15 protein-coding genes are annotated in these 16,708 nt (G+C 66.7%); 2 read left to right on the top strand and 13 right to left on the bottom strand.

All coding sequences use genetic code 11. From position 1 onward, the window contains the following. Positions 1-8: 8 nt before the first annotated feature. From DKT77_RS06605 to metZ, 3 genes are all read right to left on the bottom strand, one after another. Complete coding sequence (locus tag DKT77_RS06605) at positions 9-566, bottom strand: putative quinol monooxygenase (RefSeq protein ID WP_338016071.1); 558 nt, start codon at positions 564-566, stop codon at positions 9-11. 253 nt (positions 567-819) lie between these two features. Beyond that, positions 820-1,923 (bottom strand): GTP cyclohydrolase FolE2, encoded by a 1,104-nt coding sequence (gene folE2, locus DKT77_RS06600; protein WP_109810920.1) that lies wholly within the window; start codon positions 1,921-1,923, stop codon positions 820-822. An 89-nt stretch (positions 1,924-2,012) separates the two neighbouring features. After that, positions 2,013-3,221 carry an O-succinylhomoserine sulfhydrylase gene (gene metZ, locus DKT77_RS06595; RefSeq protein ID WP_109810919.1) on the bottom strand — a complete coding sequence of 403 codons (1,209 nt, stop codon included), beginning with the start codon at positions 3,219-3,221 and terminating at the stop codon, positions 2,013-2,015. 163 nt (positions 3,222-3,384) lie between these two features. Between metZ and DKT77_RS06590 the strand changes: the two genes are divergently transcribed. Further along, a complete protein-coding gene (locus DKT77_RS06590) occupies positions 3,385-4,086 on the top strand; it encodes a glutathione S-transferase N-terminal domain-containing protein (RefSeq protein WP_109810918.1) in 702 nt (233 codons plus the stop codon). Positions 4,087-4,100: 14 nt separating this feature from the next. On the opposite strand, the gene DKT77_RS06585 is transcribed toward DKT77_RS06590, so the two are convergent. The 8 genes from DKT77_RS06585 to DKT77_RS06550 all read right to left on the bottom strand — a co-directional run bounded on the left by DKT77_RS06585 (position 4,101) and on the right by DKT77_RS06550 (position 13,397). After that, the gene (locus DKT77_RS06585) at positions 4,101-4,709 is read right to left on the bottom strand and encodes an inner membrane-spanning protein YciB (protein ID WP_109810965.1); all 609 of its coding nucleotides are present in this window, start codon (positions 4,707-4,709) and stop codon (positions 4,101-4,103) included. 397 nt (positions 4,710-5,106) lie between these two features. Continuing rightward, complete coding sequence (locus DKT77_RS06580) at positions 5,107-5,667, bottom strand: peptidoglycan-binding domain-containing protein (protein WP_238547724.1); 561 nt, start codon at positions 5,665-5,667, stop codon at positions 5,107-5,109. A 104-nt stretch (positions 5,668-5,771) separates the two neighbouring features. Then, positions 5,772-7,004 (bottom strand): VPLPA-CTERM sorting domain-containing protein, encoded by a 1,233-nt coding sequence (locus tag DKT77_RS06575; protein WP_238547723.1) that lies wholly within the window; start codon positions 7,002-7,004, stop codon positions 5,772-5,774. Positions 7,005-7,274: 270 nt separating this feature from the next. Further along, entirely contained in the window at positions 7,275-8,177 is a 903-nt protein-coding gene (locus tag DKT77_RS06570) for an EamA family transporter (RefSeq protein ID WP_109810915.1), read from the bottom strand. A 278-nt stretch (positions 8,178-8,455) separates the two neighbouring features. Further along, complete coding sequence (gene ftsY, locus DKT77_RS06565; RefSeq protein ID WP_109810914.1) at positions 8,456-9,652, bottom strand: signal recognition particle-docking protein FtsY; 1,197 nt, start codon at positions 9,650-9,652, stop codon at positions 8,456-8,458. Positions 9,653-9,846: 194 nt separating this feature from the next. After that, complete coding sequence (locus DKT77_RS06560; protein WP_109810913.1) at positions 9,847-12,210, bottom strand: Tex family protein; 2,364 nt, start codon at positions 12,208-12,210, stop codon at positions 9,847-9,849. 63 nt (positions 12,211-12,273) lie between these two features. Continuing rightward, on the bottom strand, positions 12,274-13,008 hold the full coding sequence (locus DKT77_RS06555; protein WP_109810912.1) for an FG-GAP repeat domain-containing protein: 735 nt from the start codon (positions 13,006-13,008) through the stop codon (positions 12,274-12,276). Between the two features lie 65 nt (positions 13,009-13,073). Continuing rightward, positions 13,074-13,397: a 2Fe-2S iron-sulfur cluster-binding protein gene (locus tag DKT77_RS06550; protein WP_109810911.1), complete on the bottom strand. Its 324-nt coding sequence runs from the start codon at positions 13,395-13,397 to the stop codon at positions 13,074-13,076. Positions 13,398-13,522: 125 nt separating this feature from the next. Here DKT77_RS06550 and DKT77_RS06545 point away from each other — a divergent pair, with 125 nt between their 5' ends. Next, on the top strand, positions 13,523-14,008 hold the full coding sequence (locus tag DKT77_RS06545; RefSeq protein WP_109810910.1) for an OB-fold nucleic acid binding domain-containing protein: 486 nt from the start codon (positions 13,523-13,525) through the stop codon (positions 14,006-14,008). A gap of 139 nt (positions 14,009-14,147) precedes the next feature. Here DKT77_RS06545 and DKT77_RS06540 read toward each other — a convergent pair whose 3' ends face one another. Both DKT77_RS06540 and DKT77_RS06535 read right to left on the bottom strand, forming a co-directional pair. Continuing rightward, complete coding sequence (locus DKT77_RS06540) at positions 14,148-15,620, bottom strand: DegQ family serine endoprotease (protein WP_420798297.1); 1,473 nt, start codon at positions 15,618-15,620, stop codon at positions 14,148-14,150. A gap of 143 nt (positions 15,621-15,763) precedes the next feature. Next, a complete protein-coding gene (locus DKT77_RS06535) occupies positions 15,764-16,699 on the bottom strand; it encodes a hypothetical protein (protein WP_109810909.1) in 936 nt (311 codons plus the stop codon). Between the last annotated feature and the right edge of the window lie 9 nt (positions 16,700-16,708).

Genomic DNA, 16,708 nt, shown 5'->3' with positions numbered 1-16,708 from the left:
GGCCCCGCTCAGTCTTCTGCAAAGGCGACCACGTCCAGCACATCGAGCGTCTGTGACACGAGCTTGCCCTTGAGAGGCTCGAAGAAATCGTTGATCTCGGGACTGTTCATATAGGCATCCAGCGCCTCCAGACTGTCCCACTCTCCGTAGCCGTGAAAGAAATCGGGGCCGGCGAAATTCTGACCATTTTCAATGAGCCGGTTTCCCGGCCATTTGAAAATCTGGCCGCGCGCGTTCTCAAGGAAAGCAGGCAGGCATTCCACCTTGTCCTTCTTCGCCACCATCGTCGTCGACACCATGACACGCGGGGGGGCACCGCGTGCCTCTGGAGGGCGTTCAAGATGCCCGAGCGGCCAAAGCAGGTCGCGCGTCTTGACCGTCGTCAAGTTCATAAGCGCTTCGCGTTGTCCCGTCATCAGCGGCTCGCGGCCCGCATCGAGGAACGCCTGTTCACTCGTCCACTTGCCGAACATCAAGAATGAGCCCGGCCTGGTACGCGACTCTCCAGCCGCGAAATGGCGCAAGGCGGGTAATTCGTCGTAGCTCGACGCAATACCTTTCAGCACCTCGATCAAGGGCTGCCGATTCATCTCATCGCACTGGAGATGATAAAGCGCGGTCAATGGCCGTGTGGATCTAGCTGTCATTTTTTTTAAACCCACAATCTACCTTCCACGAGGAACGGAGATGACGCGTTTTTGTTCCACGTTCTCAGTAAAGGGGTCTGACCGGCTTCTGGCAAGAATTTTTCCAGTTTGGAAAAGGGATCGAACGAAGCTCCGCCCGATCCCTTCAGGAACCAGATCCTTTCAAACCCGTCTAGCCGATGTGAAACAGCGTCCCGAACAGACGCGGATCAAGGCTTTCGGATGCGAAGGTCGCGCCTTCCGTCAGCACGCTGACCGCATCGTGACTGTGCAGGCTTTCCTGATGGCTTGCGACGATCCGAAAATCGCCGATGCGCGGGTCGCCGAGAAGCTGCGCGCAGAACAGGCGTGCCGCATCTTCCACGAAGATCGGGTTGGCCGCATTAAGTTCCGCAAAGGCCTGTTCGTCCTCGCGCTTCACCATTACCTGCGTCTCCGTCGGCACGGCGGCGCGGCACATCTCGATAAGGTCCTCGAACCAAAGCGTGCCCGCCGCTTCGTCCAGTTCCACCGATACCCGCGCGACCGACCGCTGCGAATGCGGCGTGGCCAGTTGTCCGCGCGTGCTGCGGGCATGTTCGGACAGTTCCAGCGAACAGGGGCAAGTCGAGGAATAGACGTAGTCAAGATGCACGATCCGCTTGCGCACTCCCGCGCTTTCCACCAACTCCAGCGCAATGTCGTAATACTGGTACCCTGCCAGCCCAGACCGCAAGCTTGGCACTTTCACCGGGAAGGAGAACCGCATCTGAATGCGGGCATCGAAGCTTTCGAGGTCAGTCTTGTAGTCGTCCAGCGCCGCCTCGATCACGCCGAAGCTGAAGGTCTTCTCGGCATGGCCATAAAATGTGCGCATGATGCGGGACATGTTGATGCCCTTTTTCTCGGCCTCCAGGCTCACGGTGCCGGTCACGCTCGTCTCGAGCGTCAGATCGCCGTTGTCGCGGGTGCGAAAGCGGATCGGCAGGCGGAAATTGGAAATCCCCACATGCTGAATCTGCTGACGGGCGCCCTTGATCAGGCTGGCAGGCCCGTTCTGAAGATCAGGCAGCGCCGCCTTGTAGTCGGGGGTGACAGCGAAATCCTCGGGGTAGAAGCGCGAAAGGTCCGGGTAACTGCCCGGCTCCGGCGCAGCGGCAAGCCGCTTGACAGCCGGATCCAGCGTTTCGACCTCGGCCTCGGTCGCCTGCCCAGCCCAGCGCCGGAGAACGGCAAGGGCTTGGGCTGCGTCCTCGCGCGTCAGGTCACGGTCCAGAACGGGCGAATGAATGTTCATCTTGCGGCTCTCCTCAACTGCGACAATCCATACATGGTCTGCGCGGTTTCTTTGTCCAGTTACCGAAGAGATACGCCAGACAGGCGCCGTCAGATCAGATCCAGCGCATCGCGCAGATCGGCCAGAAGATCGTTCGGATCCTCCAGCCCGCAGGAAATGCGGATCAGGCCCGGCGTGATGCCGAGAGCTGCCTTCGTTTCGTCAGGAAGGCGCTGGTGCGTGGTCGTGGCCGGATGGGTGACAATGCTTTTTGCATCGCCGAGGTTGTTCGAGATTGTAAAAATCTCCAGCGCGTTCAGAACGCGGAACGCGGCATCGCGCCCGCCCGCGACATCGATCGACAGCACGGTGCCGCCGCCTTCCATCTGCCGTGTCGCCAGCAGGTGCTGGGGATGGTCCGGCAGGCCGGGGAAGATGACACGCTCCAGCGCGGGATGACCTGCCAGCGCCGCCGCAAGCTGCTGCGCCGTGGCGGCCTGTGCACGCACCCGCAGGTCCATCGTTTCTAGCCCCTTGAGAAGCACCCAGGCATTGAACGGGCTCATGGAACCGCCGGTATGCTTCATGTAGGGTTCCACGGTCTTGCGGATGAACTCGACCGTGCCGAGGATCACGCCCCCCAGCACCCGCCCCTGCCCGTCAATATGCTTGGTCGCGGAATAGATCAGCGCATCAGCTCCCAGGTCGAGCGAGCGTTGCAGGATCGGCGTCGCGAATACATTGTCCACCAGTACCATCGCACCGTGCGCATGGGCGATTTCGGACACGGCGGCGATGTCGATCACCTCCAGCGTCGGGTTGGAAATCGCTTCGAGAAACACCGCCTTTGTGCCGGCGCGCACCGCAGCGCGCCACTGGTCCAGGTCGGTTCCGTCCACGAAGGTGACCTGCACCCCGTAGCGCGTCAGCACCTCTTCGAGGATGTAAAGGCACGAGCCGAACAGTGCCCGCGCCGATACGACGTGGTCGCCCGCCTGAAGCATGGAACACAGCGCGCCGTTGACAGCCGCCATGCCCGATGCGGTGGCGAAGGCATCTTCCGCCCCTTCCAGCGCCGCGATCCGATCTTCGAACATGCGCACGGTCGGGTTGCCGTAGCGGGCATAGATGAATTCGTCTTCCCCGGCCTTGAGAAACCGCGCCTCGGCCTGCTCGGCCGTGTCATACACAAAGCCCTGTGTCAGGAACATCGCCTCGGACACCTCGCCGTACTGGCTGCGGCGGATGCCGTCATGCACCAGTTTCGTGCGGGTCGCGCGGGCCGGGCGCGGGTCGGGCCGTTTCTGATCGTCGGGCATGGCGTGGGTTCTCCCGTCTTGCGGACAGCCTCGCGCTAGACCAGCCCCGGTGAACAGTCAAGCGAACGCGCCCGATCGCCGCGCAGCGCGGTCACAGTCACGTAGGTCCACTTGCGCCTGGTGGCAGGGCAGTGATGCTGGGCCCAATTGACAGGAGCCTGCCATGACCCCGCCGATCGAATTGTTCTACTGGCCGACGCCCAACGGATGGAAAGTCTCCATCGCGCTTGAGGAGATGGGCCTGCCCTACACCGTTCAGCCGATCGACATCGGCAAGGGTGACCAGTTCGACCCGGCATTCCTGAAGATCGCGCCGAACAACCGGATGCCGGCGATCATCGATCCGGACGGGCCGGACGGCGCGCCGGTGTCGGTGTTCGAAAGCGGCGCGATCCTGCTTTATCTTGCGCGCAAGACGGGGCGGTTCATGGGCGACACGGCGCGGGAACGGATCGCGGTGGAAGAATGGCTTATGTGGCAGATGGGCGGGCTGGGCCCGATGGCGGGACAGGCACACCATTTCCTGAAATACGCGCCTGCAATGGACCCCCCGCAAGACCTGCCCTACGCCAAGGACCGCTACCGCAACGAAACCGCGCGGCTATACCGGGTGCTTGAGCGGAGGTTGGCGGAACATCAATGGGTTGCGGGAAATTTCTTCAGCATCGCGGACATGGCCTGCTGGGGCTGGGCGTCGCTGTGGGAAGGCCAGCAGCAAACGCTGGACGACAAGCCGCACTTGGCGCGGTGGCTGGCAGCCTGCGCAGCGCGGCCGGGGGTACAGCGTGGGCGGGCGCTTTTGTCAGAGAAACGCAGCGGCGACGCGAAGGCGGCGGCGGGATCGGCGATGTTCCGTAAAAAATAAGCCGTCCCAGCGACTTAGGCTGTCTTGTCGTCGTCGTCCTGCCAATGACGGTTCATCAGGCCGGACTGGCTGATGAAAAACGCGAACATCGCGCCCATCTGTCCGAACGTGTCCCACGCGACATAGACATCTGTCGAAAAACTGCGCCAGATCAATTCGTTGGCGACGGCCATCGCGACAAGGAAGGCGGTCAGCCGCCGCGTCAGTGCCATCCATCCGGCGTGCGACATGGGGATCGCACCGTCCAGAACGAACTCCAGCCAGGACTGTCCGCGCGCCAGCCCGATGCCCAAAAGTGCCGCGAAGATACTGAAAACAATGGTGCTTTTCATCTTGAAGAAGCGTTCGTCGTTGAGCCAGACGGTCAGGCCGCCGAACACCACGACCATCACCAGCGTCAGGATCTGGATCCGGGAAACCTTGCCGGTCAGCTTCCACAGCGCGGCGTTGGAGGCGATGAGCAGCGGAATGAACAGCCCGGTGATGACGATGAAGCCGTCATAGTCGCGCCCGCCAATGCTAACCGTCTGTTCGCGAAGGTAAACATAGCCCGCAAGAAAGGCCAGCACCGGCCCGAGTTCAAGCACCTGCTTCAGCACTGCGTTGTCTGTCTTGCCCGTCATGGTCACCCCTCGCCGCCGTTACCGAGCACCTAGCCCATCCGGCGCTGCGCTGCCAGAGGGGCCGGAACCCCGGTGTAGGATTCGCATATGAATCGCATATGACTCCCATAGGACTCAGGCGGTCGGGCGCAAGCGCGAGAGGCGCGGGCCGCACGGAGCCGGCACGGGTTGTGGCAGCCGCGGATCGGGCGTGTCGGGATGAAATCGCGGTCGCCGCCGCAAAGTCGGCGGGGCGAGCAGCCTTCGCCGAGGTGGGCTTGGTGTTGATGGCGGTCGGACGGTATGGACCCGCCCAAGGCCAGTTACGACGCTGCCAAGGTCCGGCCCCTAGGGCATGTCAGCCGACCGGCTGCCTTGTGGAAGGCGGACCGCCGCGATGGTCGCGCGCAAGCAAGTTTCAGGGGAAAAGCCTGTTGAGGGTGGCCTGATCGGGCAGCCCGGTCCGTGGCAGGCCTTCTGCCGCCTGAAAGGACTTGAGACGTTCGGCAAAGGCATCGTCGAACCCATCGGGTGCCGTCGGCAACGCCCCCCCGTCCGTCACGGCTTCGAGGGCGCGACGCGCTTCATTCAGCACCCAGGTCGGCAAGGCCACGGCCTGCCCGTCATAGCGGACCTGAATGATCGGAGACGGTTCCGTCTGTCGGTTTGGCATCAGGACCGAAATCAGCCTCCCCAGCCCGTTGACATAGGGCACATCGGGATTCTCGCGGCAGAACGCAGCCATTTTCGACAGGATCAATTGCGGGGTTTGCCACGGTGTCACGTCGTAGGTTTCATCGCGAAACACGTTGACCCCTGTCACGAAACCCTCTGTCCAGGCGGAGAAAGCCGTCAGGCTTGCCGCATCGGCCTGGTCCACCGCCTCGACGAACAGGGAACAGTTTTGTGCGCCAGGGCCGTCCACGTTGAATTCGCCGCCGACCGACGCTGCGTGCCCGACACCGGGCGCCAGAAACAAACACAAGACCACCGTCACACTGCGCATACCGTTCCCCAGAAAGATCGAAACCCGGATACTATCCGGGTTCCGGTGTAACAAGGCTTGCGAGACCTGCCAGATTGTCAGGCGGACCGCAGCTTGCGCAGGATCGGCAACGCTCCGATGCCGCCGAGCATCAGGAAAACCGACGCGGGCAGCGGGATCGGCGGCGTGCTTGTTTCGACCGTTATGGGTGTCTGGGTCACGGTCGCCGTGCCGAGCGTGGCGAAGATCACGCCCGTCGGAAAGGCCAGAGGGTCAAGCGGATCAATGTCGAGGCCGATATCGATACCGGTCAAGGTGAAGGATGTGACCGGGGTTGCGAAGAAATATGTCTCGCCCGCCAGGATATCGACGGTCATCCCGTCAAAGGAGATGGTATAGGTCCCGTCGCTATCCGGAATGGTTGCCAAGCTTGGCGCGATCACGGCGGCGAAGGCATTGCCCGTCACCGTATAGGTGTAGCCAACGGCGACGATCGGGTCGATCCAGACGGGTTCGGTCACACTGACCACCGGGATCTCGAATGTCCAGACGGGGATATTTCCAACCATCGTCGTGTTGTCCGGCAGAAGCGGAAGGTTTTCCGACGACCCCGGTGTCGGCACTTCGCCGCTGCCCCAGATGGTTGTTGTCGTGTAGGTTTGGGTCGCATTCACCGGCACCACGAACGTGTTGCGCAGGGCGAGCGTGACATCATAAGCTTGGTCGATGACACCATCGTTGTCGAAATCGTTCTCGACCATGTCGTCGAGCGGCAGATCGAGTCCGCAGCAATCATTCACGCTGAACCGTCCAGAGGTGACGGGGTTTCCACCGGTTGCCGTGATCCCCAGAAAGGTGTTCTCGGCTGTCTGGCCGTCGAGAAGATCGGTCTGATACGGCAGCACCTGACCGCCCGCCTGGATCACACCGCCGCCGTCGTCGAGCGTCTGGTCCGTCAGATAGAGGTCGCCATCCATGTAGCGAAACATGTCGAAGGAAACCGGCACATTGGTCAGGTTGCGAATGGCAAATTCCTGAGTGAGCACGGACCCGGTCACGACGCTGCTACTCGACAAGGCGTTGGACAGTGTTTGCGTCAGCGTGAACTCGAGCTGATTGACGGAGAAACGCGTACGCAGCTGCGTGTCGCTTTGCGATAGGATGGATGCGGACGTCCCGGCGTCGTTCACGAGCGATTCAAGGTCACTGACAAGGGAGCCCAGACTGGAAGAGACGTACGAGTCGTAGACGGTCGACCCGGAGCCAACCGGCCCGATGGGGTCGAACGAGGCCGAGAAGATCTGGCCGTACTCGGATACCTCGGCGATCACGCTGCCGTCGCCGCTTCCATTGCTCAGGGTGATCGCGGAGGCAGCATTTGCTGCGAGAAGAGCCGCGCATAGGGCTGCGGCCGATGTGGAACTGCGAATCATGAAATTTCCTTCACTGGCAAAACTGGTTTCTTCTGTTAACTGAGAATTTCTACCGATGTTAACGTTTGGTCAAGGTTTTTCAGGGGCTGGTGCACGAAATTGGGGGCCGCGCTGGCGGCCCGAGACGGCTTATCGTTTGGCAGCGACGCCCGGCGATTGTACGCGCCCCTAGCGCCCCAGTTCCACCACCACCGCGCCTGCCGCGATGAGTGTCATCAGGGCGATGCGGCGGGGGCCGACCGTTTCTTTCAGCGCCAGCCAGCCGATCAGCGCGGCGAAGACGGTGGAGGTCTCGCGCAGGACCGCAGCCTCGCCCACCGATCCCACGCGCGTGGCCAGCATGATCGACCCGAAGGAGAAGACCGCGACCACCGCGCCGATCCCTCCGCGCAGGGCGAGCGGGCCGAGGGCCGGGCGGGCCTCCATCCGACGCCAGCGGCGCAGCGCGATGACCGGCATCAACAGCCCGTCCAGCAGGAAGAACCACGCGAGGAACGTGAACGGGTCCGCCGTCTGCCTAATGCCCCACGCGTCATAGGTCGTGTAGGCGGCGACGAAGCCCCCGGTCGCCACGGCCAGCCCCAGCGCCGCGACCAGCGTGTCGCGGTCGAGCGTGACATGGCGCAGGTTGTAGGCGGCAAGCCCGAAGATCCCCGCCAGCAGCACGGCCAGACCGGCCCATTGCAGGGGGGTGAAGACCTCTCCGAAGATCAGCCATGCGCCGATCACGGTGAAGACCGGCCCGGTGCCGCGCACCACCGGGTAGACCACGGTGAAGGCCCCGCGCGAATAGGCTTGCGCCTGCAGCAGTTTGTAGCCCGCGTGGATCGCCACCATGCCCGCGAAGACGGGCCACATGTGCGGCTCGGGCCAGGGGGTGACCAGCAGTGCGACGGGGGCCGCCATCAGCCCATAGCTGGCATCGATCGCGCCGCGGGACAGCCAGGGATCGTGGCGGCCCTTCTGGATCGCGCCGAACACGGCATGAAGGAAAGCTGCCAGCAGCGCCAGCGCCGCGGCCACGCCCTCCGCCTCCGGAGTGCCTTCGAGGGAGAGGAAGAAGTCCGACATGGCCCGCCTTTCGCGGCGCAGTCATAGCCGCGCCGCAGACGGGTGCAAGGCCCGCGTCGCCCCCCCTTCGGGTCAGTTGCGGCGGCGGTGCAGGACCGCGAGCCCGACGCCCGAGAGCGGCAGCAGCGCCGGCCCCGGTCCGTCGCGTGCGGTTGCCTTGGCGGACGGCGCAGCGCGGCAGGCTGCCGAAACCACGCGCCACGGCCCGAGCGATCCTTTGCCCGCCAGACCGTGGTGGCCGGACGCGCCGGGGCCGGAAGGGGCGGGCTGAGCTTGCTTCAGTCGCCGGTGTCGAGCCCGGTGAGCGCGGCGGCGAAATCCTCGGGGTCGAAGGGTTGCAGATCGTCGATCTGTTCGCCAACGCCGATGGCATGGATCGGAAGGCCGAACTTGTCGGCGAGCGCGACCAGCACGCCGCCCTTGGCGGTACCATCGAGCTTGGTCATCACGAGGCCGGAGACGTCGGCGATGTTCTGGAAGATCTCGACCTGGCGCAGGGCGTTCTGGCCGGTGGTGGCGTCGAGCACGAGGAGCGTGTTGTGGGGCGCCTCAGGGTCCTTCTTGCGAATGACGCGGACGATCTTGGACAGTTCCTCCATCAGGTCGGCGCGGTTCTGGAGCCGTCCCGCGGTGTCGATCATCAGCAGGTCCGCACCCTCGGCCTCGGCCTTGGTCATGGCGTCGAAGGCAAGGCTGGCGGGGTCGGAGCCTTCCGGCGCGGTGAGCACGGGAACGCCGGCGCGATCGCCCCAGACCTGAAGCTGTTCGACGGCGGCGGCGCGGAAGGTGTCGCCCGCGGCGATGACGACGGACTTGCCCGCCGCCTTGAACTGGCTGGCGAGCTTGCCGATGGTGGTGGTCTTGCCGGAACCGTTGACACCGACGACCAGCACGACCTGCGGGCGCTTGTTGTAGATCGGCAGGGGTTTGGCGACATTTTCCATGATCGCCGCGATTTCGCGGGCCATCAGGGCGCGCAATTCCTGCGCCGAGACGCGCGTGCCCATGCGGCCCTGCGCCATCGCGGCGGTCACGCGCATGGCGGTGTCGACGCCCATGTCGGCGGCGATCAGAAGTTCCTCGATCTGTTCGAGCATCTCGTCGTCGAGCGCGCGGCGCGGGGCGGCGGGGCCCGGTGCGGCGCGCCCCGTAAGGCGTGCGAGAAGGCCGCGACGCGGGGCGGGATCGTCGGCTGCGGTCGGCGCAGCCCCGGCGGCGGCGGGATCGGCAGAGGGTGCCGGCGCGGGCGCGGCGGGACGCGGGGCGGGCGCGGCGGGCGGCGGCATCGGGCTGGTCGGTTCGGGCAGCGCTTCGGGCGGCGCGGTGGGCCGCGGTTCGGGCTGCGGAGCAGGCGCGGGCGGCGCTTCGGGCGCCTCGGCCACGTCCTCGCCTGCGTCGATGATCGCGTCCATGCCTTCCTCGATCCGCGAGGAGGATTTGAACATCTTCGACTTGAGCTTCTTGAAGAAGGACATCGCCTGTTCCCCTGACCTGGGCCCGCGCCGGGCATGTTGCTGCCTGCCTACTCCGCAGCGGCGCGGGATGGAAGGCCCCGGCCGGATCGATGCGGACCGGGCGGGCGCGGGCCAACGGCGCGGAATGCCTTGCGCCCCGCACAGCAGCCCCCTGTGTCACCCGGCTTGCCGCACGCAGCGCGCGCGGGAAAGACCTAGCGGGGCTTCAGCGCATCGAGCAGGGCCGCGCCCAGTGCGCCGGGGCTGTCCTGCTTCGGGCCGGGCTTGCCACCCGGTTTGCCACCGGGCTTGCCGCCGCCATTGCCGCGTCGGCTGCCATCGCCGCGGTCCGGACGGCCGCCACCGGGGCCGGCCGCCCTGCCCGCCCCGCCCTCGGACTGCTCGCGCTTCATGCTCAGACCGATGCGCTTGCGTGGGACATCCACCTCGGTCACGCGGACGGACACCACGTCACCGGGTTTGACGATCTCGTGCGGGTCCTTCACGAAGCGATCGGCCAACTGGCTGACATGGACAAGTCCGTCCTGGTGCACACCGATATCGACGAAGGCGCCGAAGGCGGCCACGTTCGTGACCGTGCCCTCCAGCCGCATTCCCGGCTTGAGGTCGGTGATGCTTTCCACACCGTCAGCGAATTTCGCCGTCACGAAGGCGGGGCGCGGGTCGCGGCCCGGCTTGGCCAGTTCGGCGAGGATGTCGCGCACGGTGGGCAGCCCGAAATCCTCGGTCACGAAATCTTCCGGGTCGAGCGCGGACAGCGCCGCCGCATCGCCCATAACGCTGCGTAAATCGCGCCCGCAGGCCTTCACGATGCGCCGCGCGAGGCCATACGCTTCGGGGTGCACGGCGGAAGCGTCGAGCGGTTCGGCCCCGCCCGCGATGCGCAGGAACCCCGCGCATTGTTCATAGGCGCGCGGCCCGAGGCGCGGCACGTCCTTCAGCGCGCGGCGGCTGGCGAACGCCCCATGCGTGTCGCGATGCGCCACCACCGCTTCGGCCAGCGCGGGGCCAAGCCCGGAGACATGCGCCAGCAGCGGCGCCGAGGCGGTATTCAGGTCCACGCCAACCGCATTCACCGCGTCCTCCACCACGCCGTCGAGCGCGCGGGACAAGCGATGCTGGTCCACGTCATGCTGATACTGGCCGACACCGATCGCCTTGGGATCGATCTTGACCAGTTCGGCAAGCGGATCCTGCAGCCGTCGCGCGATGGACACGGCGCCGCGCAGCGACACGTCGAGGTCGGGAAATTCGCGCGCCGCCGCTTCGGAGGCGGAATAGACCGACGCCCCGGCTTCGGACACCACGACCTTGGCGGGGCGGGTCGCGGCCGGCAGACCGGCCAGCAGGTCGGCGGTCAGCTTTTCCGTCTCGCGGCTGGCGGTGCCGTTGCCTATGGCGATGAGCGCGACGCCGTGTTTCGCGATGAGATGCGAGAGAGCTGCCATCGTGCCCTGCACGTCCTTGCGCGGCTGGAACGGATAAACTGTGGCGGTGTCCAGCAGCTTGCCGGTCGGGTCCACGACCGCGACCTTGACGCCTGTGCGGATGCCGGGATCGAGCCCCATCGTGGCTTTGGCCCCGGCGGGCGCGGCGAGCAGCAGCGCCTTCAGATTGCGCGCGAAAACTTCGATCGCCTCGTCCTGAGCGCGGGCCCGCAGATCGCCCAGCAGGTCCATCGTCATCGTGGTCGAGAGCTTAACCCGCCACGTCCAGTCGGCGGCGGCGGCCAGCCAGCGATCACCCGGCGCGTTGTCGCCCTGCACCGGCACGGCGGCGCGCACCATAGCCTGAACGCGCGGCAGGCCCGCCTCCGGCTCCGGGCCGATGTCGAGGCTCAGGATCTTCTCGCGTGCGCCGCGCAGCATCGCCAACGCCCGGTGGCCGGGGGTCTTTGCGTAAGGTTCGGTATGGGCGAAATAGTCGGAGTATTTCGCGCCGGCCTCTTCCTGGCCCTTGGCGACGGTGGCGGTCAGTACCGCCTCGCGGTTGAGGTAATCGCGCAGCCGCCCCAGCAGGCCCGCGTCCTCGGCCAGCGTCTCGGCAAGGATGTCGCGCGCGCCGACAAGGGCGGCGTCTGCGTCGGGGACGGCCTCGGTCACGAAGGCCCTGGCCAGCGCCGCAGGCTCGGCGCGCCGATCGTCGCGGATCGCCTGCAACAGAGGCTCCAGCCCGTTTTCGCGCGCGATCATGGCGCGGGTGCGCCGCTTGGGGCGGAACGGCAGGTAGAGGTCTTCCAGCACCGCCTTGCTGTCCGCGGCCTTCAGCTTGGCTTCGAGATCGGGGGTCAGCTTGCCCTGCTCGGCTATGCCGGACAGGATCGCGGCGCGGCGCGCTTCAAGATCGCGCAGGTAGTCGAGCCTGTCGGCGAGCCGCCGCAGCTGGGTGTCGTCGAGCCCACCCGTCGCCTCCTTGCGATAGCGCGCCACGAAGGGCACGGTCGCGCCGCCATCGAGCAGGTCCACCGCGGCGGCGACCTGTTGCGGCGTGGCGGCGATGTCCTCGGCGATGCGGCGGGCGACGCGGTTTGCAGTTGCGGGGTCTGTCGTCTGGGCCATGTCTCACCGATGCTGGAAACGGACCGCCACCCTAGCCAGCGGCGCGCCCCGCGCCAAGGGGGATCAGCGGGCGCAGGCCAGCGCGGCGTCGAAATCGGCAGTGTCTGTCAGGGGGCCAAGCCCGCGGGCGGTGAGCGTGCTGCCCTCGAGGCGCACGGCCATCAGACGGGTCCATCCCGCGTCGGCCAGCACCATTTCGGGGCCGGTCCCGCAGTCGCGCAAGCCGCCGAAGATCGCCTCGTCGCCGATGCGGTGATTGGTCAGTCCGTCCAGCGCGGCGATCTCGGTCAGCCCGCCGGGCGCGTAGGTCCAGACGCGCAGGCGCTTGCCGATATGCGGGGTTTCCACATAGGCGAGATCGGTGATCCCGTCGCTGTTCAGGTCGGCGATGGCGACGGGCGCGAGCCAGCGGAAGCGCGTGCCGATATGCGGGGTGGCCGCCGACTTGACCAGCGCGCCGCGGCGCAGGGCATAGACGGCCAGTTGCGCGCCGAGTTGCGTGTCGGCCTCAACCACAACGATGTCGGGCGCGCCGTCGCCGTCGGCATCGGCGACGCGCGGGGCGATATCCTCGAACACCGCGGGTCCGCCGGGCATGTCGCGCAGGTCCATGCGGTGCACGCCGCCCGACGCGTCGCGCGCAGCCAGCACGAAGGCCGGGCGCAGATCGCCGAGCACGTTATGGGGGTATATGTCGGTCGGCGCCTCGAACCAGGCGGCGACCAGCGGCGCGGCGGGCGGCCCGTCGGCGCAGGCCGCCGTCGCGGCCAGCGCCAGCACAAGACCGAGCCGACGCATCCCGCCCGCAGGCCGGACCGTCCGCGGGCCGGATGCATCCGGACGGCGGCGCCCGGTCACGCCGGTCAGATCTGCTTTTCGGGCATCTGCACCTTCAGCCCGTCCAGCGCCTCGGTCACCTTGAGCTGGCAGGTCAGGCGCGAGCGCTTCGGGTCGGGCTGGAAGGCGAAATCCAGCATGTCCTCTTCCATCGGATCGACGGGGGGCAGCTTCTCGACCCAGGCGGGGTCCACGTAGACATGACAGGTCGAACAGGCGCAGGCGCCGCCGCAATCGGCCTCGATCCCCGGAATGCCGTTGTCGCGCGCGCCTTCCATCACGGTCAGGCCCAGCGGCACGTCCACCACATGCTCGGTTCCGTTATGCTCGATATAGGTGATCTTCGGCATGTCTGCCCTTTCTGTGGTGCGCTGCGGCAAGAGGTTGTCCCGACCCGAGATAGGCCAGCGCGCCGGTTTTTTCCAGAGACGGATCGCCGCTTGCGTCGCGCGTTATATGTTCTATTTTTGTTCTCATGTATCAGCGCCTGCCCCGCACCTTCGACATTCCGCCCGCGCAGCCGCCGGGGCGACCCTGGCCGCGCCCGCCCGCCGCACTGCCCGCCGCCTGGCTGGATCGCCCGCCCAGCGGCGCACGGATCGCGGTGGCCGGGCTGGTGCTGCTGCGACAGCGGCCCGGCACGGCGAAGGGCATCGTCTTCGTCACGCTGGAGGACGAGACCGGCACGGTGAACGTGATCGTCTGGAAGCAGGTCTATGAGGCGTTCCGCCGCGCCGTGATCGCAGCGCGGCTGATGCGCGTGACCGGGCGGCTGCAATGCGAGGGGCCGGTGACCCATGTCATCGCCGAGCAGGTGGAGGACATCTCGTACATGCTGGACCGGCTGGTCGCGCAGGACGGAGCGAGCGCCGCGCTGCGCCCCGAGCAGGCCCGCGCGGGCGACCAGCCGGGGCGCACCTATCCGGATCGCCGCGCGCCGCCGCCCGATTTCGCCGACTGACCGCGCGCCCTGCTCCTGCCCGATCAGACGTCGGGTGGGCGGCGCGGCACAAGGAAAGGGCGGCACCCGCAGGCGCCGCCCCAACCATCATGTCATCACGTCCGGGCCCGGCCCGCCCAAGGCGGGCACGGATACGCGGTCATTCGTCGATCGGCAGCGCCACGAAGCGCGGCTCGCCCGCCCGTTCGATCAGCAGCAGCAACGACTTGCGCCCCCCTTCGCGCGCGGCGTCCACCGCGCCCGACAGATCGGCCGCCGAAGCCACCTTTTCCTGCCCGGCTTCGGTGATCAGGTCACCGCGGCGCAGGCCCTTGTCGAAGGCGGCGCTTTCCTCGTCGATATCGGTCACGACGAGGCCCGAAGCGGCTTCCGGCAGGTCAAGCTGCGCGCGAAGTTCATCCGACAGGCCCGTGACCTCCATGCCCAGCAGTTCGCTCTGGACCGGCTCGTTCGCGGGAGCGGAGGCCGGCACGGCTTCGGCCGTCTCGCGGCGGCCCAGCGTCACGTCCAGCGTTTCGATCGAGCCGTCGCGGAACACCGTCACCGGGACCGTCTTGCCGACCGAGGTGTTGCCGACATTGCGTACCAGTTCGCGGGTATCGGCGACCTCGTTGCCGTCGAAGCTGAGGATCACGTCGCCCGAGCGCATTCCGGCGGCGGCGGCCGGCCCTTCGGGCACGTCGGTCACCAGCGCGCCCTCGGCGGCATCAAGCCCGAGCGCGTCCGCCAACTCGTCCGTGACGTTCTGGATGCGCACACCCAGCCAGCCGCGGCGCGTCTCGCCATACTCCTGAAGCTGTTCGACCACCGGCACGACCACGGCCGAAGACATCGCGAAGCCGATCCCGATGGACCCGCCATTGGGCGACAGGATAGCCGTGTTCACGCCGATCACGGCGCCATCCATGTTGAACAGCGGCCCGCCCGAGTTGCCCCGGTTGATCGCCGCATCGGTCTGGATGTAGTCGTCATAGCTGCCCGACAGCGCGCGACCGCGGGCAGACACGATCCCGGCCGAGACCGAAAAGCCCTGCCCCAGCGGGTTGCCCATCGCCATCACCCAGTCGCCAACGCGCGCGGCGTTGCTGTCGCCGAAGGGCACGAAGGGAAGCGGTTCGTCGCTATCCACTTTCAGCAGGGCGATGTCGGTGTTGGGGTCGGTACCGATCACCTCCGCCGCCAGTTCGCGGCCCGAGAAGAATTCGATCGTGATTTCGTCCGCGCCCTCGATGACGTGGTTGTTGGTCACGATGTAGCCGTCTTCCGAGATCACGAAACCCGACCCGAGCGCGGCACCACGCCGCTGGCGCTGCTGTGGCCCCTGCCCGGGACCGTTACGGTCCATGAAGTCGCGGAAGAAGTCCTCGAACGGGGACCCTTCGGGCACCATCGGCAACGAGCGGTCGGCGGCAGCCGCGACCGATGTCTGTGTGGTGATGTTCACCACCGCGTCGCTGACCTGCTCGGCAAGATCGGCGAAGCTTTCGGGGGCGCCGCGCGCGAACACCGGCGCGGCCTGGCCGAGCGTCATCGCAACGCCAAGCCCAAGCGCCACGACAGCCGCGCGCATCCGTCCCAACTCGGTTCGGTCACTCAAACGCATTGCAGTCATCCTTTCGATTGTCAGGGTCCGGCGCGGCGATGCGCGGACCATTGCCGGAGATATGGGCAGAGCCGCCCGTGAAATCCAAGGCGCGGGGGCCGACTGTCACACCATCGTGACGCCGCGCGCGTGCCCCGCGATCGGCGTCACGGTCAGAACCGCAGCGACACCTGTCCACCGAACACCGGCGCGGAGTCGTAGTCGCGGCGCGACACAAGCCCGCCCTGCGCATCGCGCACCGTCAGCTCGCCGCCGTATTCCATGCCCGCGAAGGCGCTGGCGCTGAGCCCGGGATTGGGCTGCCAGCCGATCGTGGCAACCAGCGGGAAGGCGTCATGCGCGCCCACCCCGCCCGGCGCGGTTCCGGTATCGTTCAGCCGGAACTCGGCGCTTTCGATCCGGCCCGCGACCCCGACGCGCAGCGCATCCGTCACCGCGTAGCTGAGCGACAGGCCCGGCCCCTGCGTTGCACCCACGCCCTGCCCGGTGGACAAGTTGATCCGGTCGGTGATGTCCCAGTCGATGGCGAGGAAGGGAAAGATCTGCCGGTCCCGTTCCAGCCGGCTGAATACACCGATGCCGGGGCCGATTGTGAAGCTGTCGGACAGCCGCCAGAAGACTGCCGCGAAGCCGCCATAGGTGCGCCCGTCCGACAGCTCCGCCCCGTTCTCGGCGCTTTCGCGCAGGCTGGGCACGACGATCACGCTGCCGCGCTGGCCCAGCGGTGCGCGCAGGCTGAACGACACGCGCCGGTCGCGGATGTCGCCCCAGGGCGCGGCAACGGCGCCGCCGAAGCTGTAATCGGCGCCGCCCGCACCGATGCTGGCGCCGACCGACCCGCCCGATGCGCCAAGCCGCGTGACGGACAGGCCGCCGAAATAGCGGGTCACCGCAACGTCGCCGCCGCCGTCGATGGATGCGGATTGCTGGCGCGCGGCCAGCCCGTTCACACCCGTCACCCAGCGCGGCGCCTCACCGCCGCCGGGGGCCTGCGCCGCCGCCACGCCTGCCAGTGTGCAAAGGGCAATGGTGCATCGGGCAAGCGCGCCAATGGCCACGCCGGTTCCAAGGGCTGGCCTGCAAATCATGCCACGTCA

Source organism: Meridianimarinicoccus roseus (assembly GCF_003172915.1).
GTDB classification, from domain to species: domain Bacteria; phylum Pseudomonadota; class Alphaproteobacteria; order Rhodobacterales; family Rhodobacteraceae; genus Meridianimarinicoccus; species Meridianimarinicoccus roseus.
The sequence above is the reverse complement of the archived record's forward strand: the minus strand, read 5'-3'. Positions and strand labels throughout refer to the sequence as shown.

What these genes read in the sequence shown, in the direction of transcription:
- metZ (WP_109810919.1), bottom strand. Translation starts at nt 3,221, where the DNA reads ATGCCCGACGATCAGAAACGGCCCGACCCGCGCCCGGCCCGCGCGACC.
- DKT77_RS06540 (WP_420798297.1), bottom strand. Translation starts at nt 15,620, where the DNA reads ATGACTGCAATGCGTTTGAGTGACCGAACCGAGTTGGGACGGATGCGC.
- DKT77_RS06550 (WP_109810911.1), bottom strand. Translation starts at nt 13,397, where the DNA reads ATGCCGAAGATCACCTATATCGAGCATAACGGAACCGAGCATGTGGTG.
- DKT77_RS06585 (WP_109810965.1), bottom strand. Translation starts at nt 4,709, where the DNA reads ATGACGGGCAAGACAGACAACGCAGTGCTGAAGCAGGTGCTTGAACTC.
- DKT77_RS06535 (WP_109810909.1), bottom strand. Translation starts at nt 16,699, where the DNA reads ATGATTTGCAGGCCAGCCCTTGGAACCGGCGTGGCCATTGGCGCGCTT.
- folE2 (WP_109810920.1), bottom strand. Translation starts at nt 1,923, where the DNA reads ATGAACATTCATTCGCCCGTTCTGGACCGTGACCTGACGCGCGAGGAC.
- ftsY (WP_109810914.1), bottom strand. Translation starts at nt 9,652, where the DNA reads ATGTCCTTCTTCAAGAAGCTCAAGTCGAAGATGTTCAAATCCTCCTCG.
- DKT77_RS06560 (WP_109810913.1), bottom strand. Translation starts at nt 12,210, where the DNA reads ATGGCCCAGACGACAGACCCCGCAACTGCAAACCGCGTCGCCCGCCGC.
- DKT77_RS06555 (WP_109810912.1), bottom strand. Translation starts at nt 13,008, where the DNA reads ATGCGTCGGCTCGGTCTTGTGCTGGCGCTGGCCGCGACGGCGGCCTGC.
- DKT77_RS06570 (WP_109810915.1), bottom strand. Translation starts at nt 8,177, where the DNA reads ATGTCGGACTTCTTCCTCTCCCTCGAAGGCACTCCGGAGGCGGAGGGC.
- DKT77_RS06545 (WP_109810910.1), top strand. Translation starts at nt 13,523, where the DNA reads ATGTATCAGCGCCTGCCCCGCACCTTCGACATTCCGCCCGCGCAGCCG.
- DKT77_RS06590 (WP_109810918.1), top strand. Translation starts at nt 3,385, where the DNA reads ATGACCCCGCCGATCGAATTGTTCTACTGGCCGACGCCCAACGGATGG.